Genomic DNA, 22,713 nt, shown 5'->3' on the forward strand with positions numbered 1-22,713 from the left:
TTAGGTGTGCCATTAAAGCATTTATATAAGTAAGATAAACTATAATCGCCAGATTATCTAAGGAGGATAGATGACCCAGGAAGAATTAGATGCCTTGATTAGTGGAGGCGGTTTAGAGATAGTAGAACCTCTAGATCGAGAAATAAATTCCTCTGATGAGGCAAAAAAAGAGGAAGAGCACACTCTTACTGGGGCGGAGGATAAAAAAGAAGCCGCTACAGAAACTAGCTATATGAAAGTGGATAAGAAGTACGCAGAGAGATATGGCAAGATCGATTCTGAAGAGTGGCCCCCTCCCCCCCCTACTGAAGAACACAAAGTGGTACACCAACTTGATGATGTAACAAAAGATTCTGAGGTCAAAGCCACCCAAATTTTTGATCAACTAGATTACATCAACATGAACTCTGAGGGCATTTTAAAAACCCTTAAAAAGATCAAAACACCCTTGCAAAAACACCTAGAAATCTTTGAAACCCTAGCCGAAGCTTTCCCCCTTATCCAGACTTTCCAAACCTCTTTGAATGAAACCCATGAAATTTTACAAAGCATCGATTCTATCCAAGAAAAAGCCGAAGGGTGTTTGGATTCTTCTATGCAGGCTATGGATATTATGCAATATCAAGATATTCACCGCCAAAAGATCGAGCGGGTTATTAATGTCATGCGCGCGCTTACCCAGTATATGAATTCCTTATTTGAGGGCAATATTGAGGATTCTAAACGGGTTAGCTCTGCTTCTTATATCGTTGGCGATGATAATGAAAGTGTAGCGAGTGAAAGCGATATTGAAGCCCTCATCGCTGCTTTTGGGAAAAAATAACTATCTTTTATGCCTGCTTCACCTGTAGAGTTGCTCGCTCCTGCTGGCAATCTTGCCAAGCTTAAAATTGCTCTTGATTATGGCGCAGATGCGGTTTATGCCGGTTTGGGGCAATTTTCGCTGCGTAACCGCGCGGCTAAAGAATTTGATTTAGAAAGTTTTAAAGAGGGGGTGGATTATACCCATGCAAGGGGTAAAAAATTCTACGCTACTTTAAATGCCTTTCCTTTTAACTCCCAAATTAAGCTTTTAGAAGAACACCTTAAAAAATTAGCCGCTTGTCAAGTTGATGCGCTCATCATTGCTACCATTGGGGTTTTAAAACTTGCCCAAAAGATCACCCCCCATATTCCTATCCACCTTTCTACCCAAGCTAATGTCATGAATGTCTTAGATGCGCGTGCCTTTTATGAAATGGGGGTTAAGCGCATTGTAGTGGCTAGAGAAATGAGTTTAAGCGATGCGGTGCAAATTAAAGAAGCATTGCCGGATTTAGAATTAGAGGTTTTTGTACATGGGAGTATGTGTTTTGCTTTTTCAGGGCGCTGTTTGATTTCAGCACTCCAACATGGGCGCGTGCCTAATCGGGGGAGTTGTGCGAATGATTGTCGGTTTGATTATGAGGTTTATATTAAAAATCCGGATACAAGCGTGATGATGCGCCTAGAGGAAGAGAAAGAAATAGGGACGCATATTTTAAATGCTAAGGATTTAAATTTAGCTAATCATATCGCAACTATCTTAGACTCTAAGGCCATTAGCGCGCTTAAAATTGAGGGGCGTACTAAATCTAGCTACTATACAGCCATCACAACTAAAACCTACCGCACCGCTATTGAGGATTATTATAATAACCAATACCGCCCAGCCCTTTACCAAGCCGAACTAGCCACGCTTAAAAATAGAGGGTTTAGTGAGGGCTATCTTATCAAACGGCCCTATGAAAAATTAGACACCCAAAACTTTAAAAGCGCTATTAGTGAGGGTGATTTTCAGGTCAATGGTGAGGTGTTAGATAACGGTCTATATTTCTTATGTAAGTTCACCACTAAACCTAACCAACCCTACGAATTGGTTTTACCCTTTGGTGTGTCTATAAAACCTGTGGCTAATGAAATTGGTAAAGTTTATTATCATGAAAATAAATACTATCTCCAGCTTTACACAATCCTTTTGCAAAATGGCACAAAATTAGAGGCAATTCATAGCGGGAATACAAACCCTGTAAAACTACCTATCAAACTCCCCTCGCACACATTTTTACGCACAAAATTAGCCTAAATTGTAAGGCTACTTTCAAGTCTTGCATATTAGAGTACTACAAAAGGATACCCTAATGTACAAACACACGCTTTTAGCTTTAATCTTAGGGGTTTTTCTGCAAGCACAAAACTTACTTTACAGCCCTGAAGTGCTTTCTTTGTATCTGCACCCAGAGGATAGCAAGGTAGCAGGGCGGCTACTCCCCACCAATGCCTTTAGTGTTCTTAAAATACAAGGGTCGCGCGTGTTGTTGCACATAACAGGGTATAGCAACCCTAAAGCCCCCTTTGTGATTTATGCAAGCGATCATCTCCGCGTGCTTGTAGCTGCCTTTGCTAAAAACACGCCTTTAAAATTTACTAGCCACACCCCCTCTACTACGGGCAAATGGGATCAAGTAAGTATAGAAGTGTGGGCGGATAAAGCTAACTTTAGCCCTGATTTGCAGGCCATGTTAACCCACGCACAGGAACTCTTTTCTCATAATTGTGGTACTTGCCATGCTTTGCATAAACCCCAAGAGTTTCGCGCCAATGCGTGGCCAGCCATTTTTCGCTCCATGCAAACAAGAACCGCCATTGCTAAAAAAGATCGCTGGCTTGTGATTGAGTATCTACAAAAAAACGCCAAAGATTTTAATGGCTCTTAGCAGAAATCCACCCGTCTTTAGCAGGTGGAATAAAGCCAGCTATTCTAACTTTTGTGGTACAATACCCGCATACATTTGTATCTACGGCAGGGAGTGCCGGAAGTTACGCCTTTAGAGATATGATATGTGAGACCTGTAGGGAATGCGTTGGAGCTTTCAACTCTGTAAAATCCCTACTATAGGGATATAAAGTGAGGACCAAACTTTCCCTACGGGCAATATCAGCTTAGGAAGCCAAAATGTCTTTAGCATTTTGGCACTTCACAACCCCTTGAAAGGCTTGCTATGTTAGATCGCCGCAAATTCCTACAACTCAGCGCCTCTTTAAGCGCTTTGCCTTTGATTCCCTCTAGCACTTTTGCTAAGGCTACAAGCATTAAGCCCGGGTTAGTGTATAACGGCTCTGTGATTAGTGCGGCTCACTGGGGGGCACTCAAACTTAGCATTAAAGAGGGTAAAGTGATTAAAAGCCAGCCTTGGGAAAAGGTAACAGCTATGGATAATGCTTTGCAACATTATACGGCTGATTTGATCTATGCCTCCCGGGTCAAATACCCTTATGTGCGCCAATCTTATTTAAAAGATCCGGATAATCCTAAACCGCATTTGCGCGGTAAAGAACCCTTTGTACGCGTGCCCTATGAAGAAGCGATTAAATTAGTGGCTAGAGAGTTGAAAAAAACTAGAGAGAATAAGGGGAATAATGCCATTTTTGGGGGGAGTTATGGCTGGAAATCAAGCGGGAATATGCACAACGCACGCACTTTACTCCATCGCTTTTTAAATCTTACTGGGGGATTTGTGGGGAGTTTAGGGGATTATTCTACGGGGGCCTCTCAGGTGATCATGCCCTATGTGGTGGGTTCTATTGAAGTGTATGAACAACAAAGCTCATGGGAAAATATTCTAGCGTATTCTAAATGCGTGGTGATCTGGGGAGCTGATCCTCTAAATACTTTGCGCATTGCATGGACGGCTAGCGATCAAAGAGGCCTAGCCTATTTTGAAAAACTTAAAAAAAGTAAAATTAAAGTAATTTGCATCGATCCAGTGCATACAGATACGGCTCTCTTTTTAGGCGCAGAATGGATCGCCCCGCGCCCTAATAGCGATGTAGCACTCATGCTTGGCATGGCTTATCACTTAGTGGCTACTAATAAGCATGATAAAAAATTCCTAGAGACCTACACTACGGGTTTTGAAATTTTCTTAAAATATTTGCAAGGGCAAAAAGATGGCATTGCTAAAACCCCTGAGTGGGCGAGCTCTATTTGTGGGGTAGAGGCCTCCACCATTAAAAGATTGGCTACTCTTTTTGCTAGCCAACCAACTATGCTAATGAGTGGCTGGGGAATGCAGCGCGCTGAGCATGGCGAACAACCCCATTGGATGCTTGTAACTCTAGCTTGCATCTTAGGCCAAATTGGAAGCAAGGGCGGGGGTTTTGGCTTGAGTTATCATTATAGCAATGGGGGCGTGCCTACTTGCAAGGGAGGGGTGATTTCTGGAATGGACGCGCTAAGGCCCGGGGTGTGGAAAGAGGGAAAATTTATGGGGCTAGTTTTAGAAAAACAAGATCAAGCAGGGCCGGAGTGGTTAAAGGATAGCAGTAGTAGTGCAATTCCTGTAGCGCGCATCGCCGATGCTTTGCTTAATCCGGGCAAGTCCTTTAATCATAATGGGCAAAAGTTAATTTATCCGGATATTGATTTTATCTACTGGGTGGGGGGTAATCCCATTGTACACCACCAAGATACCAATAAAAATTTATTAGGCTGGCGCAAACCCCGCACGGTGGTAATCCATGAAATCTATTGGACACCTACGGCTAAAATGGCAGATATTCTTTTGCCCATCACTTCCCCCTATGAGCGCGATGATATTACCATGAGTGGGGATTATTCTAACATGCACATTATCCCTATGAAACAAGCGGTTGCACCCATAGCAGAGAGCAAAGATGATTACCAAGTTTTTTCTGATTTGTGCCGCCACTATGGAGAAGAAGTTTTTGATCTCTACACACAAAAGGGGCAAAAACCTAAGGATTTTATCCGTGAGTATTACGAAACAGCGCGCAAACAAACTAAAAGTTTTGGGGAGTTATTCACCCCTATGCCTAGCTTTGAAGAGTTTTGGGCTAAAAACACGCCTATTACATTTAAGCCCACCTCTGAGAGCCAAGAATGGGTGCGTTTTGCAGATTTTATAGAAGATCCCATTCTTAACGCGCTAGGCACAGATTCCGGGCTCATTGAGATTTATTCTCCACGGGTGGCTAGTTATAAATATCAGAATTGTCAAGGACACCCCATGTGGTTTGAGCCTTCTGAGTGGCTGGGCAATGCTACCAAGCAAGCTCCCTTTCATTTAATCTCTAGCCACCCAAAAGATCGCCTGCACTCCCAGCTTTGCCAAAGTCGTTTGCGTGATAGCTACGCAATACATGGCCGTGAGCCCATTCTTATTAATGATAAAGATGCTAACAAATTAGGGATTAAAAGTGGAGATGTGGTACGGGTGTTTAACAAACGCGGGGAGGTACTAGCCGGTGCTTTTGTGAGTAATCGCATCGCTAGGGGGGTGGTGCGCTTGTGTGAGGGTTCTTGGTATGATCCAGATAGCAAGGGTTTATGTAAATCAGGGAATGCTAATGTACTGACTATGGATAAGCCCACTTCTGCGCTAGCCAATGGTAACTGCGCGCATACAGCTTTAGTTAATTTAGAAAAGTATAAAAAGCCCCTACCTGCTTTAAGTGCGTTTTATCCGCCTCATATTAAAAAGAAATAATTACCATTAATGGACAAGAGCTAACATTAACTTTAAAATTGTAACCCCCGCCACGCATAAAAACACGATACGGATAAATTTAACCTTTTTGGTGAGGACTAGATTAGACCCTATCCACGCACCAAGTATTTGCCCTGCACTCATTAAAAGCCCAATAGACCACAACACATGCCCGCCTCCTATGAAGATCACAAGGCTAACAATATTGCTTGTAAAACCCATAAGTTTAGCGCGTACCACCGCCTTTTTCATGTTAAGACCTAGGAAAGTTACAAAGGCAAAAATGATAAAAGAGCTCGCTCCTGGTCCAAAAAAGCCATCGTAAAACCCTAAAATAAAAATCACAACGGTATAAAAAAGCGCGGGTTTGATTTTAGGTTTTGTATCCTCCTCGCCAACTTTGGGAGCTAATAGAGTGTAGATAAAAACGCCACACATTAAAATAGGGACGATAATACGCAGGATTTCTGGTGAAAGATATAAGGTAAGTAGTGTGCCTAGAGCAGTGCTAAGTGCTATAAAAACCACCCCTAAAGCCACCCCTTTAAAATGCAACGCCCCTTTTACAAAGAAATTCAACACGGAAGTCAAATGACCCAACAGCATCTGCAGCTTATAGGTGGCTAAAATATAGTATTGAGGGATTCCTAAATATACAAGAAAGGGCACTGTAATAAGTCCTCCGCCTCCAGCAATGGCATCTACCCAACCGGCACAAAAGGCGATGATAAAAGAGAGGGCTAAAACATACCATGGAAAATCCATTGCTTGCTCCTTAAAATAGACTAGTGTAACAAATCCCAGATTAGTTTTAAAATCGTTGCCCCCACAACACATAAAAACACTTTGCGGATAAATTTAATTTCTTTAGACACCACTAAATTAGAACCCACCCACGCCCCTAACATTTGCCCTAGCCCCATTAAAAGCCCAATAGACCAGATTACATGCCCTCCTAAGAGAAAAACAAATAAGCTTACAAGATTAGCCGTGAAATTAAGAACTTTTGTGTGTACCACTGCCTTTTTCATGTTAAGCCCTAAGAGAGCAACCATAGAAAAGGTCAGAAACGAACCTGTACCGGGGCCAAAAAAGCCATCGTAAAACCCTATCCCAAAACCAAAGACACTATAAAAAAGAGGGGGTTTAAGTCTAGCATGCCTATCCTCCTGACCTACTTTTGGGGCTAGCAAAGTATAGATAAAGATAGCGCTTAGAAAAATAGGAATGAGTACGCGTAAAATATCTGCTTTAAGATGCAAAATAGAAATACTCCCAGCGCCTGCCCCAAGACCTATACAAAGTACCCCTAAAGCTAACTCTTTAAAAGAGACTAATCCTTTCAAAAAGAAATTAAAGGCGGCCATGAAACTACCAAAACTGCTTTGTAATTTATTGGTGGCTAGAGCCATGTGTGGGGGGATTGCTAAAGCTAGAAGAGAGGGCACTGTAATAAGCCCTCCGCCTCCAGCAATAGAATCAACAAGGCCTGCACAAAAGGCGATGATAGAAGAGAGGATTAAAACATACCATGGAAAATCCATTGATTCACTCCTTGAAGTGAATTAGTGTAACAAATCCCAGATTAGTTTTAAAATCGTCGCCCCTACAGTATATAAAAATATTTTACGGATAAATTCTATCTCTAATTTGCGCACCACTAAATTAGAGCCCACCCATGCCCCTAACATTTGCCCTAGACCCATTAAAAGCCCAATAGACCAGATTACATGCCCAGCGATTAAAAAAACAGACAAACTCATCAAATTAGCTGCAGAATTAAGTACCTTGGTGTGCACAATTGCCTTTTTCATGTTAAGCCCTAAAAGCGTAACTATAGAAAAAATAAGAAAAGAGCCCGTGCCTGGACCAAAAAAGCCATCATAAAACCCTAGCCCAAAACCAAAGACACTATAAAAAAGAGGGGGTTTAATTCTAGCATGCCTATCCTCCTCGCCTATCTTAGGAACTAGTAAGCTGTAGAAAAAAATAAAGACAAGGAGAATAAGGATGAGTACGCGTAAAACATCTGCCTTAAGATGTAAAATAAGAATAGTCCCACAGCCTGCCCCTATACCTATGCAAAGCATCCCTAAAGCCAGCTCTTTAAAAGAGACTAACCCCTTCAAAAAGAAATTAAAAGTGGCCGCAAAAATGCCAAAACTACTTTGTATTTTATCGGTGGCTAGAACCGCATGCGGGGGAATTCCTAGAGCCAGAAGAGAGGGCACCGCAATAAGCCCTCCGCCTCCAGCGATAACATCAATGAAGCCTGCACAAAGACCTATCACAAAGAAAAGGGGGAAAATATACCACTCCATTACACACTCCAGACATTTAGGCTCAGTCTTAATAGACAATCATACACTTTAAAATGACTAGTGTTAGGAAATATACCAAAGATTTAAGTTAATTGATAATTTCTATTAAAAGCTTTTTTATACGGGGGGAGGTTTAAATCCTACACTAACTTATAGATTATTTTTTATGATATTTTTTGATCTCAAGGTATTTACATTGCGCTTTATACCTTAAGAAGTAAGCCCTCTTAGAGGGGCAAACAGGTTAAAAGTTTAAAAGGAAACAATCAGGTTATTATAAAAGGCACTTCTATCTTGATAACCCCCGCCACAATAGGTTACAGTAGGGTTACAAAACTTGCTAAGCCCGGCCTGATAGCCCTTGTTAGTGTGGACACCATAATAGGTTAGATCAATAGCCGCGCGAATGTACTGGTTAAAAACATATTCTAAAGTGAGCATGTAGCGCCCTTCATAAGAAACTGGTGCGCTTGTCCACTGCCATTGCATTTTCCATGTAAATTTTTTCTTAAAATGCGTGCCACCATAGGCAAGATAACCCGTTACTGAGTCGCCTTTAATAGCACTACCCCAGCCACCAGCATACATGCTATTGCCTCCCATTAACACCCCAGCCGGGTTACCCATGTTGCCCACATAAGCATTAGCATTCCCAAAGTTTTTATAAAAAGTACCAACTAGATAAAAGTTATTGTACTCAAAGCGCTGGCTAAGAATTAAGCTTTGGCCATGCGCGCTAACGGGTCTATCGTATTTATAAATGGGTGCGCCGCTGCTATTAACCACCATCCAAGGCTCATAGAGTGGAAAAAAGGCAATGAGTTTACTTTGGGAACGAAAACCTTTACCTGAAAAGTTTGGATCGCTATCCCATATTACACTAAAGCCCGGTGCGTTAAACATTTTGGGCGAAAAATAGTAGAAAAACTCGGTTAAAAGCTTATGTTTGTTATAGATTAAGCGGAGTGCATGCGTACCATAAGAAAGTTGATAACCATGGTGAGTCCAGCCACCTTGTGCGTTTTTGCTCCAGTTGCCACTATAAGAAGTGCGGGGTGCATACCAGTTAATCAAAAACCCACCACCTGCAATAGCCCGTCCAAAGGAGCTAAACCAGATAAGGCGGGTGTGTTTGTATTCTCCAAAAACTTCAAAACCCTGAGTTTTTCCGCTCCTATAGGGCATAGTAGAGGTGTAGCGCCCTCCTTTAATCCCAAAGAAATCTTTATATTTATACTCAATGAAAGCATCGCTAAAGATATAGGTTTTGGCTAGGCTGCGCTCCTTGCCATTTGCCGTTACAATATCATCATCTGAAAGAATGTTAGAAGCCCCGCCTAAATACCCGTCATAAAACCCGTAGTAATCATAAATCTTACTCCCTCCATGCAACTTACGGGTACTATCAAAAAAGACCCCACCTGCCATGCCCCCAATCCCAACTTTTAAGCTGTGGCTGTTTAATTTTTTAGGCAATAGATTAAAATCTACATTTAAAAAGCCTGAAACTGTGCCATATTGTTGCATGGGATAAATCCCTTTGTTGCGATTCATAGGCGCTTGATTAAAGCCAACTTGAGAAGTTTGTACGGCCTTAGCCCCGATCTTATAATCAAACGCTTTAAGAGAGGGGGCAAAAAAGTAGAAACTTCCTAGAAAGATGAAAGCTAGAAGAACAAATCTAGTCGCTACACTTGAGAAAGGAGAATTTTGCATCAAATTCCTTTAGGCTTAAGGTCCTGCACCGGAGTTAGTGGTGTTTTCTAAAAATCCGGTTGTATAAAGGATAAAATAAGTTAAGTGGGTTTTTGGATTAAAGTTTTTGTGTGTAGCGTATCGCGTATGTTTATCATCAAAATACAACATGCCGTAATACTAACTAACAAAACTTAAGGGAAACTAAAATATAATTAAAACCTCAACTAATATAAAAAATACAAATACTCTTTTAGTGGTGTGCTTTGTAAGATATAAAATAATAATATTTTTAAAATTTAAACAAGTTTTTTAATACTATGTTTTTTTAAAATAAGAAACCGTTATCCCACTTATAATTCAATTACATGGGGAGTGATCTCTAAATCATGTGTAGCAAGAGACTCAATACATTGAGGCGACATAGACTCTTCTCTAATCCATTCTAGGGATTTGCGTTGTTGGGCTTTATTTAGAGCAATGCCACTTGTAATCATTTCTTTCCAAGACTTAGTAGCATACCCTCCATCGGCAAAAAGAAGCACAAAATTACCTTGATCGTTTTTGATTTTCACAGCACATAAACCATCACAGTGCCCCGGGATATTAATCATAGTAACAGAGCCATCGTTAAATAGATCAAATGATTTTTGAACGGGTCCTTCTGTCCCATTCCATGAAAAAGTTTTAAGATTGACACCTTCCCACCACTTCTTTTGATACCTTACAAAACCGTTTTTCTTAGCACACACAATTTCCTCAGGCGCACATAATATATTTTTGGCTTGTGCAACAGCGCGTAATCCATTGGCATGATCACAATCAAGATGGGTTAAAAGTACATAATCTAAATCAGCAAGGTTAATCCCCATGGATTCTAATTGTTCATTAATAGCCTTTCCTTCCGGAACATACCCTTGATTTGCATAATAAAGAATCCACGATCCCAAACTTTTAATCTGGGCTTTTTTATCGTATTTGCCCTCTGGGGACATATCTCTATGCCAACCGGTATCTACTAACACCTTTCCTTTAGGGTGTTCTATTAAATAGCAGCTAACAGGTAGCCATATCCAATCTTTTTTTGGAGTTGTTAACCCGGAGGCTTTAAGCAAGCTACAATTATCCCCACCAAAGGGTAAATAAGGGGATACACGGACTTGACCGGTATGTAGTACATGGATTTTCATTACTTTGCTCCATATTTTTATTTCCCTTGTTTATCTTATCCATTCTTAGCGTACTCTTAAGCGTGTTGGTTATTCCCCGAGTAAAAAATAGTTTTAAGTTACCTCTTGTTCTATTCTCTTAAGTTCCTCAGAAGTGAATAAACGGCTCTTGATCTCAAAACTCTTGCCCATGCCATATTCTAAGGAATATTCACTTGAATCAATGGGTTTAACACTTAAAATAAGCTGGGTGTGTTTTTGGTATGCATATTGGTTCTTGTGCATGTAAAACTCCACCCCTCCCACAGAGCCTAAACAAATATCATTATCGCCTAGCTTAAAATCGGCCCGATTGTAGACATAAACAACGCTCCCATCACAACAACCACAAGACTGGTAAAAAATAAAGTCTGGATACAAGGCCTTGAGTTCTTGAATCAAGGCTTTAGCCTCCTGTGTTAAAATAACCTTTGGTACACCCATTAAAAGAATCCTAATTTGTTGATACTGTAACTTACTAAAAGGTTTTTAACTTGTTGGTAGTGCTCTAAAATAATTTTGTGTGTCTCACGCCCAATCCCGCTTTGTTTGTATCCTCCAAAGGCTGCATGGGCAGGATAGGCATGGTAGCAATTAGTCCACACCCGCCCGGCTTTAATACAGCGACCAAAGTGATAAGCACGGTTAATATCTCTTGTCCACACCCCAGCCCCTAGACCAAATAGCGTATCATTGGCAATCTCTAGGGCTTGATCATCATCTTTAAAAGTAGTCAGTGCCAAAACAGGCCCGAAGATCTCCTCTTGGAAAATGCGCATTTTATTATGCCCTTTAAAAATGGTAGGCTCTATATAACACCCCTTTTCAAGCCCTGTAATGTGGTTTCTTTGCCCGCCAATTAGACACTGCGCGCCCTCTTCATGGGCGATCTTAATGTAGTTTAAAATGGTGTTAACTTGGTTTTCATCTACCTGCGCGCCCATCATGGTGTCTAAATCTAAAGGATTGCCCACTTTAATAGCCTTGATTCGCTCCAAAACTTTTTGCATAAAATCATCATAGATTTTTTCATGTACAAGCGCTCTTGAGGGGCAAGTACACACCTCACCTTGGTTAAAAGCAAAAAGCACCAAACCCTCAATGGCTTTATCCAAAAACGCGTCTTCATGTTCGCAAATATCAGCAAAGAAAATATTAGGGCTCTTGCCCCCTAACTCTAGGGTGCAGGGGATAATATTTTCTGTGGCAAATTGCATGATTTGCCTTCCTACTGCTGTGGATCCGGTAAAGGCCACTTTAGCAATCTTAGGGCTTGTAGCTAGATGTTTGCCAATTTGTCCGCCATTGCCATTGACAATATTAACCACGCCTGCAGGCAATAAATCCCCGATAATTTCAAAGAGCACCAAAATACTAGCTGGTGTGGGCGAGGCGGGTTTAAGAACAACAGCATTCCCTGCAGCCAAAGCGGGAGCTAGTTTCCAAGCAGCCATTAAAATAGGAAAATTCCAAGGAATAATCTGTCCTACCACCCCTAAAGGTTCGTGGAAATGATAGGCCACCATGTCCTTACTAATATCGCTAATATGCCCCTCTTGGGCACGGATACAGCCGGCAAAATAGCGGAAATGATCTGCGGCTAAAGGGATATCCGCATTCAGGGTTTCGCGGATAGGTTTACCATTATCCCAAGTTTCAGCATAGGCGATCTTTTCAAGATTAGCCTCAATGCGATCGGCAATTTTAAGCAAGAGATTAGATCTTGCCTCCACAGAAGTAGCTGCCCATACATCTTTAGCCTTATTAGCAGCATCTAGGGCTTTATCTACATCTTCTGGGCTAGATAGAGGCACTTCACACAAAACACTCCCATCAATTGGGCTTTTATTGGCCTTATAACCTCCCTTAAGAGGTTTAACCCACTCCCCGCCAATGTAATTTTCATAGCGGGATTTAAAAATTTTTTGGCTGTCTTTATAAGCACTCATAGACTCTCCTTAATTTCTAAAATCAAGCACCATACGCCCATCAATGCCGCCTTTTTTCATGCGTGCAAAGATATTGTTAATATCCTCTAGTTTAGCCGGTGCGACATGGGCTTTGACTTTTTGTTCCTCAGCAAAATTAATCGCTTCTTGCAAATCTAGTCGCGTACCCACAATAGAGCCTCGCAAAGTAACACCGTTTAAAATCATGTTAAAAATATTGACCGGAAACTCCCCTGGAGGAAGTCCATTCATCGCCACAGTCCCGCCGCGGCGCACAAACCCTAATGCCTGCTTAAAGGCCACTGGGTGCACGGCAGTAACTAGTACGCCATGCGTGCCCCCGTTTGTTTCTTGGATAATTTTATCAATCGTGCCCTGCTCACCTAATTCTTTGGCATTGGCCACCACACTTGCGCCGTATTTTTTGGCTAATTCTAATTTATCCTCTGCAACATCTACAGCGGCTACATTCAAACCCATCGCCTTAGCATATTGTACGGCCAAGTGCCCTAAACCGCCAATACCAGAAATGGTTACCCATTGTCCGGGTTTGGCCTCTGTCATCTTAAGGCCCTTATAAACCGTAACCCCCGCGCAGAGAATGGGTGCGATGTTTAAAAAGTTAGTATCTTTCTTGAGAACGCCAACATAATTAGCATTAGCTAAAGCATACTCCGCATACCCACCATTAACCGAATATCCGCCGTTTTCTTGGTGTTCACACAGCGTTTCCCAGCCAGCCATGCAGTGATCACAATGCCCACATGCGCTATAAAGCCAAGGAATGCCTACAGCATCGCCTTCTTTAACATGTTTAACCCCCTTGCCCACTTCTACCACATACCCAACACCTTCATGTCCGGGGATTAAAGGGAGCTTAGGTTTAACAGGCCAATCTCCATCTACAGCGTGCAAATCAGTATGGCACACCCCACAGGCCTCTATTTTTACTAAAACCTCGCCCTCACCTACAACAGGTACATCTACTTCCTCTATAAAAAGAGGGCCTCCAAATTCTTTTACTACAGCGGCTTTCATTTTTTTAGCCATGTGTTCTCCTTTCTACTCATAAGATAAAATATTACAAATATGAGTACAGAGAAATTTTACACACTAAAAATTAACCAATTTGTCTTTCCCCTCTTTTTTTGTTACTATCTAATGGGATTTTGGCTAGATTTTCTTATTTTTGGTATAAATAGAGGCTAATTAAGCACAATTTTTCAAATTATTTAATGATTTTAGAGATGGATTTAAAACATGGGTGGGTGTAGGTTTGTAGCCACTCAAAAGCCACGATCTCAACAGAAACCACCCGCGCACCTAAATGCCTCAAATCCTCTAAGGCTAAGGCTTTGTTTTGTAAATCCCTAGAGCTGGTACAATCTGCTAACAGGCTAACCTCAACCCCTTGTTTTAAAAAATCTTTTGCTGTTTGGTAGACACATACATGGGTTTCAATGCCTAGAATAAATAAAGGGTCTTTAGGGATAGATAAAACTGGATAGGCGCTAAAACTTTCTTTAGTGGTGGTGTTTTTAATAAAAGGCTTGAGTGGTTCTAAAGTGCTGCCTAACTTAGTTGGGTTTTGCTCGGTTGCTTGAATCATAACGCCAAGTTCTTGGGCGATTTTTAAAAACCGCAGACAACTTTCTAATAGCCTAGTAGAATCAGCCATAGCAGGGAATAATCTTTCCTGCATATCAATGAGTAAAACCATGCTAACCTCCTAGAGCTATCTACTTCTTTTTTCCACAATTTCCTTAGCGATATTAGCAGGCACTTCGCCGTAATGATCAAACTCCATAGAGTAAGTCCCCCGTCCTTGCGTAGCTGAGCGCAAGTCTGTAGAATAACCAAACATCTCTACTAAGGGTACAAACGCATCTACAATTTTAAGCCCCAATCTATCGTCCATTGCATTAATCTGGCCTCTGCGGCGGTTTAAATCCCCAATCACATCGCCCATATACTCCTCAGGCACTTCTACCTCTACCTTCATCATGGGTTCTAAAAGCACGGGGTTAGCCGCTTTACAAGCCTCTTTAAATGCCATAGATCCGGCGATTTTAAACGCCATTTCAGAAGAATCCACCTCGTGATAACTGCCATCATAAAGCGTTACTTTAAAATCTACCACCGGATAACCCGCTAAAACCCCGCTTTGCATCGCTTCTTGTATGCCCTTATCCACCGCAGGGATATATTCCTTAGGAATCACCCCCCCGCTAATTTCATTGACAAATTCATAGCCTGTGCCGGGTTCTTTAGGCTCTAACTTGATAAAAACATGCCCATACTGCCCGCGTCCGCCGGATTGTTTAGCGTATTTATGTTCTTTTTGTACCGCGCTTCTAATGGTCTCTCTAAAGGCCACTTGAGGCGCTCCTACTTCTGCCTCCACTTTAAATTCGCGTTTAAGGCGATCTACGATGATCTCTAAATGCAACTCCCCCATACCCCCAATTAAAGTTTGCCCGGTCTCCTCCTGTGTCATCACTCTAAAACTTGGATCTTCCTCAGCTAATTTACCCAAAGCCACACCCATTTTTTCTTGATCGGCTTTGGTTTTAGGCTCTACGGCGATGTGAATTACGGGTTCTGGAAATTCCATGCGCTCTAAAATCACCGGGTCTTTTTCGCTACAAAGCGTATCGCCGGTCAAAGTCTCTTTAAGCCCTACAAAGGCACAGATTTCACCCGCATGCACTTCTTTAATATCCTCGCGCTTGTTAGAGTGCATTTTTAAAAGCCGCCCTACGCGTTCTTTTTTATCCTTTGTAGAATTGTAAATATAACTGCCTGATTCTAAATTACCCCTATACACCCGTACAAAGGTTAATTGGCCTACAAAAGGATCGGTCATGATTTTAAAAGCTAGCCCGGCAAATTCGCCTGTATCGCTACTTTGCACATGTATTTCCTCCTCGCTTTTAGGATCCACTCCTTTAATGTCGGCTACTTCGGTGGGTGCGGGCAAATAATCAATAACAGCATCTAGCAGGGTTTGTACGCCTTTATTTTTAAAAGAAGAACCACAAAGCATAGGAATAAGGCTCATATGCAAACACCCCTTTTTAATGCCCTGCTTGATCTCCTCTTGACTAAGTGTTTCACCGGCTAAATATTTTTCCATTAAAGCCTCATCTTGTTCGGCTACTGCCTCTAAGAGTTTTTCGCGATACTCTTCTGCCTTAGCCTGCAAATCAGAGGGGATTTCTTGGATTTCATACTTAGCGCCCATAGTTTCATCATTCCAGATAATAGCCTTCATCGCCACTAAATCAATCACACCCTCAAAAGTATCTTCTGCCCCAATAGGGAGATTAATAGGCACGGGGTTAGCCTTGAGTCGTTCTTTAATCTGGCTTTCTACATTGTAAAAATTAGCCCCGATGCGATCCATCTTATTTACAAATACGATGCGGGGTACACCGTATTTATTTGCCTGACGCCACACGGTTTCACTTTGGGGTTGTACGCCTCCTACTGAGCAAAACACACCCACAGCGCCATCTAAAACGCGCATAGATCGCTCTACTTCAATAGTAAAATCCACATGTCCGGGGGTGTCTATTAAATTGATTTGGTGATCTTTCCAAAAACAAGTTGTAGCCGCTGAGGTGATTGTAATCCCGCGCTCTTTTTCTTGTTCCATCCAGTCCATAGTGGCCGCGCCGTCATGTACTTCACCAATTTTATGACTCACGCCGGTATAAAATAAAATCCGCTCGGAGGTGGTGGTTTTGCCCGCATCAATGTGGGCGGCAATCCCGATATTTCTGATTTTTTCTAAGGGGGTTCTGCGTGGCATGCTTATCCTTACCAGCGGTAGTGGGCAAAGGCTTTATTAGCCTCAGCCATTTTATGCACTTCCTCTTTTTTCCTAAAAGCCGCGCCTTTATCGCTGGCTGCATCCATTAATTCATTAGCCAGTTTGTCTATCATCGCGCGCTCATTTCGTTTGCGGGTGGCTTCTAAAATCCAGCGGATAGAAAGGGATTGTTGGCGTACAGGGCGCACTTCTACGGGTACTTGATAAGTCGCCCCTCCCACGCGCCTAGATCGCACCTCTACTAAAGGTTTGACATTTTCTAAAGCCTTTTCAAAAACTTCAATGCCCTTTTCCCCGCTCTTTTCCTCAATTTTATTTAAAGCAGCATAAATGATTTTCTCAGCAATGCTTCTTTTACCCGCGTACATCATTTTGTTAATAAATTTTGTAACAACCTTGTTGTTATAAACAGGATCTCCTAAAACCTCTCGAACCGGTGCTCTTTTGCGTCTCATTTTTTTCCTTTACTTGTTCCTGCTTTCTCAGCCCCTGCTTTGGCCTTTTTAGCCCCGTATTTACTACGAGAAACCGATCGTTTATTCACCCCAGCCGTATCCAGTGCTCCGCGCACAATGTGGTATTTCACCCCGGGTAAGTCTTTAACCCTTCCTCCGCGTACTAACACGATAGAGTGTTCTTGTAAATTATGCCCCTCACCCGGAATATAGCTAATCACCTCAAACTTACTGGTTAAACGCACCTTTGCAACTTTACGCAAGGCTGAATTAGGTTTTTTAGGTGTGGTGGTGTAAACACGGGTACAAACCCCGCGCCTTTGTGGGCATTCTACCAAAGCCGGAGACTTGGTTTTTTTAAGGATCTTTTTTCGCTCTTTGCGGATCAACTGGTTAATAGTTGGCACTTTTTCCCTTTATAAAAATTTAGGCTAAAAAAGAACTATTATAACCTAAAAATCTTTAAGTGATCTTAGGGAAAGTTAGCGCCCTTGTTTGTGGGCTTATTTAAAGAATTATCTTTGATTATATCTAAAAACCAAGATTATCTATTCTTGATCTGCATCACAAAGATCGTCTATTCCTGAATCGCAAAAAACACCTTGTGCATGTTCTCTTAAACTACTAGTCTTTTTTAAATTTTTGGGTAAACCTAAGCCTTTTTTATACATGCCGGCAAGATCATAATAGCAATGAGTAACGCCCATATTGACACATTTTTGGAAGTACTGCGCGGCTTTTTTGTAGTTCTTAGGGATATAAGGATCATCTGCCCCCATATTTGGATCGCCATAACAATAGATATTCCCTAATCTTTCATAGCTATACCCATCCCCTAAAGCCCCCGCTTTTTCTAAGTACTCCTGCCTTTTCTGAGTAACCCCACACCTCCTCCTTGATACATTTCTCCTTGATACATTGATGCCAATTTTGCATACCCCTGCGCATTTCCAAGCTCCCCTGCCTTTTGATAATACCATTTGGCCTTATCATCATCTCTACACACCGTTGGACTCCCATATTCATAATACTCTCCCATGTGTAGGCTTCACTATTTCCTAAAACAATTGCCTTTTGGAAATAAGCAACCGATTTATGCCCATCATTTAGAGTACCTCGCGGATCTTCATCACCATAGTCTTTATAAATCAAACCTAATTCGTTATAGGCTTGAGAATCCCCTTTTTCTCCTGTCTTTTTTAACACTTCTGCGGCCTTTAGATAATATTGTTTAGCTTTTTTATAACTCCACACAAATCCAGGATCGCCACGACGATATGCATCTCCTAAAAGCATGTAGCTTTTAAAGTTAGCCATTTCCCCAGCCTTTTCAAGATAAAACATGCCTTTTTGGTAGTACCGTTTATCTTTATTAGGATATGCGTTATAGTCTGCGGGGCAATCTGCCCTTGATGTTGCAAATAAGTAAAAATGCCCTAAACTCATATAGACATCTGCTATTTTTTGATTTAAGTCTAGAGCTTTTTGATAATAGATAAAAGCCTCTTTGCAAGAAACTCCCTTATTATCTAAGGCCATGTGTGCTAATTTAAGATAAGCATCTACCACACCCATTTTTCCTGCTTTTTTAAAGTTTTCAATGGCTTTGTCGTGATCCAAATCTACATATTGCCCAATACTATACATCAACCCTAAATGATAAAAAGCCTGTGCATATCCTGCTTTAGCCCCTTGTTGATAAAGTTTAAAGGCCTTTGGATAATCCTTAGACTTGTAGGCTATCTCTGCCTCTTTTAAAATGAGAGATTGATCTTGAGAGTACAATTAAGTTTATCACAAGAAGCAAGGTAGCTAAAAATTGTAACGCGCCCATTTTTTATCCTTGTTAAATTAACTTCTTTAGCCCCGTTATTGGTTATAAAAACTAACTAGTTACACCCCACAACCTTAAGCAAGGCTAAATTAGATTTTTAGGGGTGGTGGGTACAAATCCCGCGTCTTTTATTCCACTCAATATAACAAACCCTTAAGGGTTTTAGTTTTTCCTAGTCGGTAAAAGTCTACTAATGAGTTCTTTATTTTTGTAGATACTCTGCCTAATCCCTTCAACTTGTTCTTGGATTTGTGAAATATCTTGCAAACTTTTTTGGGCGATTTGCTCCATCTGCTCTGATTGGGTTTGTAAGGATAGCACCGCTTGGCTAAGCTCATTTAAACTTACATTATTCTGGTTAGCTGAATCTAGCACCGCCTTAGACGCACTCTCAATATTTTTAACCGCCTCATTCATAGAAGAAAAAGTAACCCCGATTTCCTCTAATCGTTGTTGTACACTATTGGCTAAATTACCCACCTCATCAGCCACCACCACAAAGCCCCTGCCGTGTTCACCCGCTCTAGCTGCCTCAATTGCCGCATTCAGGGCTAATAAATTAGTTTGATAAGACACGCGATCAATTTTTTGCAAAGCATTAGAAACCTCTGTAATATTGCCATTAATTGTCCCCACAGTTGAGGATAGTGTATTAGATAAATTTTCTAAGCTAGACATGGAATTTTGTAATTTAATCATCTCTTCTTTAACCGCGTTAACATAAGTCTGGTTAGCCGTAGCCTTTGTTGCAATTTCTTTTAAATAGGAGTGGTTAATCCCTGCAACTTGGTTATACCCCTCATATTGTTCTAATAAGGTATTTTTATGCTAATCACCCTTTCTAAATAGTTATGCTTAATTTGCTCATAATAAGCTAGCGTGTTTCTATAGTGGATTAAAAACTCTTTATTGCCCTCTTTGCTTGGCTCGCCTTTAAAAATGCAAAGAGCAACTAGAGTTTGGTTTTGGTGCAAGTTATTAGATATTTCCCCAAAGGAGGAAAATCCGCTAATCGGGCAGTTATCAAAGACAGAAAAACCGGGCAAATCCTTTTGGTTATTTATCCGGCGCAAAGCACAGTCATTAGCTAAAATAGCTACAGCCTCCCTGCCCCTAATAAATTCTTGATACGCCTTTAAAGTGCTTTGTATAAAATTAGTCGCCTTGACTAAAATGAGACTTTCACCAAAGTATAGATCACAAAAGAAAGTGATGCTTTTATCAGCATTAAAAGTCCCAATGGATCGGATAAAAATTTGCCCTAAAATCTCTACCGCAAAGGTATAACCCACTAAAGCATTGGCTAAATTTTCTGGGTTGCATTTAAAATGCGCACAAAGGGCATCTACAGCGCTTACTAACTCATTACCCATTAAAAAAGACTTGACCTGCCTAAGTTCTGGTACATATTCCCCAATTAAAAAAGAGGTGGGCGTTTTTTCAAAATTATGGGTGGTGAAGACCTCATAATGATAGCCTTGATTTAGCTTGCAGTAGATTAAAACCGCCTCTTGTGCGCTAACACGCCCATTTAATGCTAGATAAGATTCTTTAAAATCTAACTTTCCTCCCGCACTCCCACCCACTAAATTACTCAAAGGTATATTAGATTTTACAAGCGCTTCTAAAAAGAAATTCTCAGAGGCAGTGAGCCCGGGGAAGTAGGTTAAAATAAAAGTATCTAGCAAACTAACAGCCATAAGCGGGCGGACTTTTTGCTCAATAGTGGCTTTAATCTTATTCTTGCGCGTTTCTAAATCCATGCGCACTTGTGCTTTTTGAATATCCTCACAAAGGGTATCTACCATGAACGCCTCTACTTGTTTAAACAACCTTTCATTAAAAATAGTGATGAGAATGGGTTCAGAATTAAGGTGGTAAAAATCTCCCTTAGAACCTCCAATTTGCCCGGCTGTTTGCATAACAAGACGGGTGGGGATATGGCTAAATTGACTCTCAATTATGTTAACCACCTCTTTAAAAAGAAGAGTTGCTGGAATAAAAGCGATGAGTAAAGAACCTTCTTCTTTTGGAGCGTTTTTAAGATCGTTGTAGGCAATGGCTAATTGCGTGCTAAGCGGTGCAGAATCAGGACGATTTCTAGGATTAGATTTTTTAAAGAACATAGAAAATCTCCCCAAATTTAATAAAAGTCTATTGTTATTATATCTATCAACTTAGATAATTTTTAAACACAAGTTCTTTGCATTTTTACTTTTTTAGTTAAGATTAAGTAAACACCATAGCAATAAAATGTCGGTACATTACAGCTATAAAATACAGGTTTTAAAAATAAACATTAAATACTTGAGTTTCACTTTATCACCCCCATTTTGCAGGTCTACTTTAGTTTATAAAAAGAAATTAAGTTAAACATATTTCAGGCATTTTATGGCGTTTTTAGCCCTTTATTTAGGTAAAAATGGCTATTGAACTTTGGCTAAAAATTTGTTAAAATGGGGCAAAGGATTTTTAATGCAAATTCAAGTCCAAGCCTTTGGGGATACGCAGACTAATTGTTATATTTTGCACCTTGAGCAAGGGGATTTAATTATTGATCCGGGGCTGGGGGCTACTTCTTGGGTGCTTGAAACAAGTAAAAACCCTTTGGCAATTCTTATCACACACGGGCATTACGATCATATCTGGGATGTTCATGCACTTAAAAAAGCTTGGCCTTCTGTGCCTCTTTATGCCCCTCAGGCTGATATTTTCATGCTCACCTCAGATTGTTTTAATTTAGGCCTTACCCCGTGTAACCAAGAGGATATAATAGGCATAGAATGCGCTAAAAGTTCTTACACCTTTGAAGTAGCAACTATCCTTATTACCTACTGGCATTTTCCGGGGCATACCCCGGGCTGTTCTATGATAGAAGTGGGCGGGGCGTTTTTTAGTGGGGATTTTATTTTTTATAGAAGCATTGGCCGTTATGATTTTCCCTTTTCTGATCCTAAAGAAATGCGCGCTTCTCTTTTGCGCTTTCAGGATTTACAAGGCGAGGATAAACCCCTTTATCCCGGACATGGACAACCCACGAGTTTAAAAGCCGAACAACCACACATGCAAGCTTGGATTGCACACATTAACCCTTAAGGACTGTGATGACTGAGGAACAAAAAGAACGCTATAAACGGCATTTAATGCTTGAAGATGTGGGCGAAGAGGGGCAGGAAAAATTATTAAAGGCTAGTGTGCTAGTCATTGGAGCTGGAGGGCTTGGCTCGCCTAATACAATGTATTTAACTGCGGCTGGGATTGGGCGCATTGGGGTATTAGATTTTGACATCATTGAATTAAGCAATTTACAACGCCAAATTATCCACACCACAGCTGAGATCAATAGCTCAAAAGTACAATCAGCCGAGCGCAAAATGCTTGCTCTTAATCCAGAGACTCAGGTAGAAACCTACTTTGACAGACTTAACGCCTCTAACGCTCTTAAAATTATCCAAAATTACGATTTTGTCATTGATGCAACAGATAACTTTGCGGGTAAATTTCTAATTAATGATGCTTGCGTACTAGCTAACAAACCCTTTAGCCATGCCGGGATTTTTAAACACCGCGGGCAAACAATCACGGTTCTACCTAAAAAAACGGCCTGTTTTGCCTGTGTTTTTGAAGAGCCTCCTGAATTAAAAGAGCAAGGCATGTTTAAAGCCGGACTCTTTGGGGTGGTACCCGGTATTGTGGGCTGTATCCAAGCCTCAGAAGCGATTAAATATTTCTTAGGTTTTCCGCTTTTAACTAACCAAGTTTTGCATGTGGATACTAAAAACATGGATTTTAGAAAAATTAGCGTGCAAAGAAATGTAAAATGCCGTGTGTGCGGGGAAAATGGCATTAAAACACTAAGCGATTATCCGCAATAATTAAGAAAGGGCA

Annotated in this window: 20 protein-coding genes and 1 pseudogene; 6 read left to right on the forward strand and 15 right to left on the reverse strand. The window is 41.0% G+C overall.

What is annotated here, in order from left to right; translation table 11 throughout:
* Nucleotides 1–70: 70 nt before the first annotated feature.
* From cheZ to G6Q00_RS06335, 4 genes are all read left to right on the forward strand, one after another.
* A complete protein-coding gene (gene cheZ, locus G6Q00_RS06320) occupies nucleotides 71–823 on the forward strand; it encodes a protein phosphatase CheZ (RefSeq protein WP_163532466.1) in 753 nt (250 codons plus the stop codon).
* A gap of 9 nt (nucleotides 824–832) precedes the next feature.
* Entirely contained in the window at nucleotides 833–2,104 is a 1,272-nt protein-coding gene (locus G6Q00_RS06325) for a peptidase U32 family protein (RefSeq protein ID WP_163532467.1), read from the forward strand.
* A gap of 55 nt (nucleotides 2,105–2,159) precedes the next feature.
* Entirely contained in the window at nucleotides 2,160–2,735 is a 576-nt protein-coding gene (locus tag G6Q00_RS06330; protein ID WP_163532468.1) for a cytochrome c3 family protein, read from the forward strand.
* A 285-nt stretch (nucleotides 2,736–3,020) separates the two neighbouring features.
* Nucleotides 3,021–5,528, forward strand: a complete 2,508-nt coding sequence (locus G6Q00_RS06335; RefSeq protein WP_163532469.1) for a molybdopterin guanine dinucleotide-containing S/N-oxide reductase — start codon at nucleotides 3,021–3,023, stop codon at nucleotides 5,526–5,528.
* A 6-nt stretch (nucleotides 5,529–5,534) separates the two neighbouring features.
* Here G6Q00_RS06335 and G6Q00_RS06340 read toward each other — a convergent pair whose 3' ends face one another.
* From G6Q00_RS06340 to G6Q00_RS06415, 15 genes and pseudogenes are all read right to left on the reverse strand, one after another.
* On the reverse strand, nucleotides 5,535–6,293 hold the full coding sequence (locus G6Q00_RS06340; protein WP_163532470.1) for a TSUP family transporter: 759 nt from the start codon (nucleotides 6,291–6,293) through the stop codon (nucleotides 5,535–5,537).
* A gap of 20 nt (nucleotides 6,294–6,313) precedes the next feature.
* A complete protein-coding gene (locus G6Q00_RS06345) occupies nucleotides 6,314–7,072 on the reverse strand; it encodes a TSUP family transporter (RefSeq protein ID WP_163532471.1) in 759 nt (252 codons plus the stop codon).
* A gap of 21 nt (nucleotides 7,073–7,093) precedes the next feature.
* Nucleotides 7,094–7,849, reverse strand: a complete 756-nt coding sequence (locus tag G6Q00_RS06350) for a TSUP family transporter (protein WP_163532472.1) — start codon at nucleotides 7,847–7,849, stop codon at nucleotides 7,094–7,096.
* 252 nt (nucleotides 7,850–8,101) lie between these two features.
* Nucleotides 8,102–9,565, reverse strand: a complete 1,464-nt coding sequence (locus G6Q00_RS06355; RefSeq protein WP_163532473.1) for an outer membrane family protein — start codon at nucleotides 9,563–9,565, stop codon at nucleotides 8,102–8,104.
* A gap of 332 nt (nucleotides 9,566–9,897) precedes the next feature.
* Nucleotides 9,898–10,734, reverse strand: a complete 837-nt coding sequence (locus tag G6Q00_RS06360) for an N-acyl homoserine lactonase family protein (RefSeq protein WP_163532474.1) — start codon at nucleotides 10,732–10,734, stop codon at nucleotides 9,898–9,900.
* Nucleotides 10,735–10,827: 93 nt separating this feature from the next.
* The gene (locus tag G6Q00_RS06365; RefSeq protein ID WP_240331027.1) at nucleotides 10,828–11,196 is read right to left on the reverse strand and encodes a DUF779 domain-containing protein; all 369 of its coding nucleotides are present in this window, start codon (nucleotides 11,194–11,196) and stop codon (nucleotides 10,828–10,830) included.
* A complete protein-coding gene (locus G6Q00_RS06370) occupies nucleotides 11,196–12,701 on the reverse strand; it encodes an aldehyde dehydrogenase family protein (protein ID WP_163532475.1) in 1,506 nt (501 codons plus the stop codon). The genes G6Q00_RS06365 and G6Q00_RS06370 overlap by 1 nt, the downstream gene beginning before the upstream one ends.
* Before the next feature lie 9 nt (nucleotides 12,702–12,710).
* Nucleotides 12,711–13,751 (reverse strand): alcohol dehydrogenase AdhP, encoded by a 1,041-nt coding sequence (adhP, locus tag G6Q00_RS06375; protein ID WP_163532476.1) that lies wholly within the window; start codon nucleotides 13,749–13,751, stop codon nucleotides 12,711–12,713.
* A 178-nt stretch (nucleotides 13,752–13,929) separates the two neighbouring features.
* The gene (locus G6Q00_RS06380) at nucleotides 13,930–14,421 is read right to left on the reverse strand and encodes an isochorismatase family protein (protein WP_163532477.1); all 492 of its coding nucleotides are present in this window, start codon (nucleotides 14,419–14,421) and stop codon (nucleotides 13,930–13,932) included.
* A 15-nt stretch (nucleotides 14,422–14,436) separates the two neighbouring features.
* Entirely contained in the window at nucleotides 14,437–16,515 is a 2,079-nt protein-coding gene (gene fusA, locus G6Q00_RS06385; RefSeq protein ID WP_163532478.1) for an elongation factor G, read from the reverse strand.
* A gap of 8 nt (nucleotides 16,516–16,523) precedes the next feature.
* Nucleotides 16,524–16,991 carry a 30S ribosomal protein S7 gene (gene rpsG, locus G6Q00_RS06390; RefSeq protein ID WP_034376793.1) on the reverse strand — a complete coding sequence of 156 codons (468 nt, stop codon included), beginning with the start codon at nucleotides 16,989–16,991 and terminating at the stop codon, nucleotides 16,524–16,526.
* Nucleotides 16,988–17,398: a 30S ribosomal protein S12 gene (rpsL, locus tag G6Q00_RS06395; RefSeq protein ID WP_163498819.1), complete on the reverse strand. Its 411-nt coding sequence runs from the start codon at nucleotides 17,396–17,398 to the stop codon at nucleotides 16,988–16,990. The genes rpsG and rpsL overlap by 4 nt, the downstream gene beginning before the upstream one ends.
* A 141-nt stretch (nucleotides 17,399–17,539) precedes the next feature.
* The gene (locus G6Q00_RS08780; protein ID WP_205426554.1) at nucleotides 17,540–17,770 is read right to left on the reverse strand and encodes a hypothetical protein; all 231 of its coding nucleotides are present in this window, start codon (nucleotides 17,768–17,770) and stop codon (nucleotides 17,540–17,542) included.
* 43 nt (nucleotides 17,771–17,813) lie between these two features.
* Nucleotides 17,814–18,776, reverse strand: coding sequence for a tetratricopeptide repeat protein (locus G6Q00_RS06405; RefSeq protein WP_163532480.1), 963 nt, complete (start codon nucleotides 18,774–18,776; stop codon nucleotides 17,814–17,816).
* 211 nt (nucleotides 18,777–18,987) lie between these two features.
* Nucleotides 18,988–20,951: pseudogene (locus G6Q00_RS06415) on the reverse strand (methyl-accepting chemotaxis protein).
* Between the two features lie 349 nt (nucleotides 20,952–21,300).
* Between G6Q00_RS06415 and G6Q00_RS06420 the strand changes: the two are divergent.
* Both G6Q00_RS06420 and G6Q00_RS06425 read left to right on the forward strand, forming a co-directional pair.
* A complete protein-coding gene (locus G6Q00_RS06420) occupies nucleotides 21,301–21,921 on the forward strand; it encodes an MBL fold metallo-hydrolase (protein WP_205426551.1) in 621 nt (206 codons plus the stop codon).
* A 5-nt stretch (nucleotides 21,922–21,926) separates the two neighbouring features.
* Nucleotides 21,927–22,700, forward strand: a complete 774-nt coding sequence (locus G6Q00_RS06425) for a HesA/MoeB/ThiF family protein (protein ID WP_205426552.1) — start codon at nucleotides 21,927–21,929, stop codon at nucleotides 22,698–22,700.
* Nucleotides 22,701–22,713: the final 13 nt, after the last annotated feature.

Origin of the sequence: Helicobacter suis (assembly GCF_902196125.1) — a bacterium.
Classification (GTDB): Bacteria; Campylobacterota; Campylobacteria; order Campylobacterales; family Helicobacteraceae; genus Helicobacter; species Helicobacter suis_B.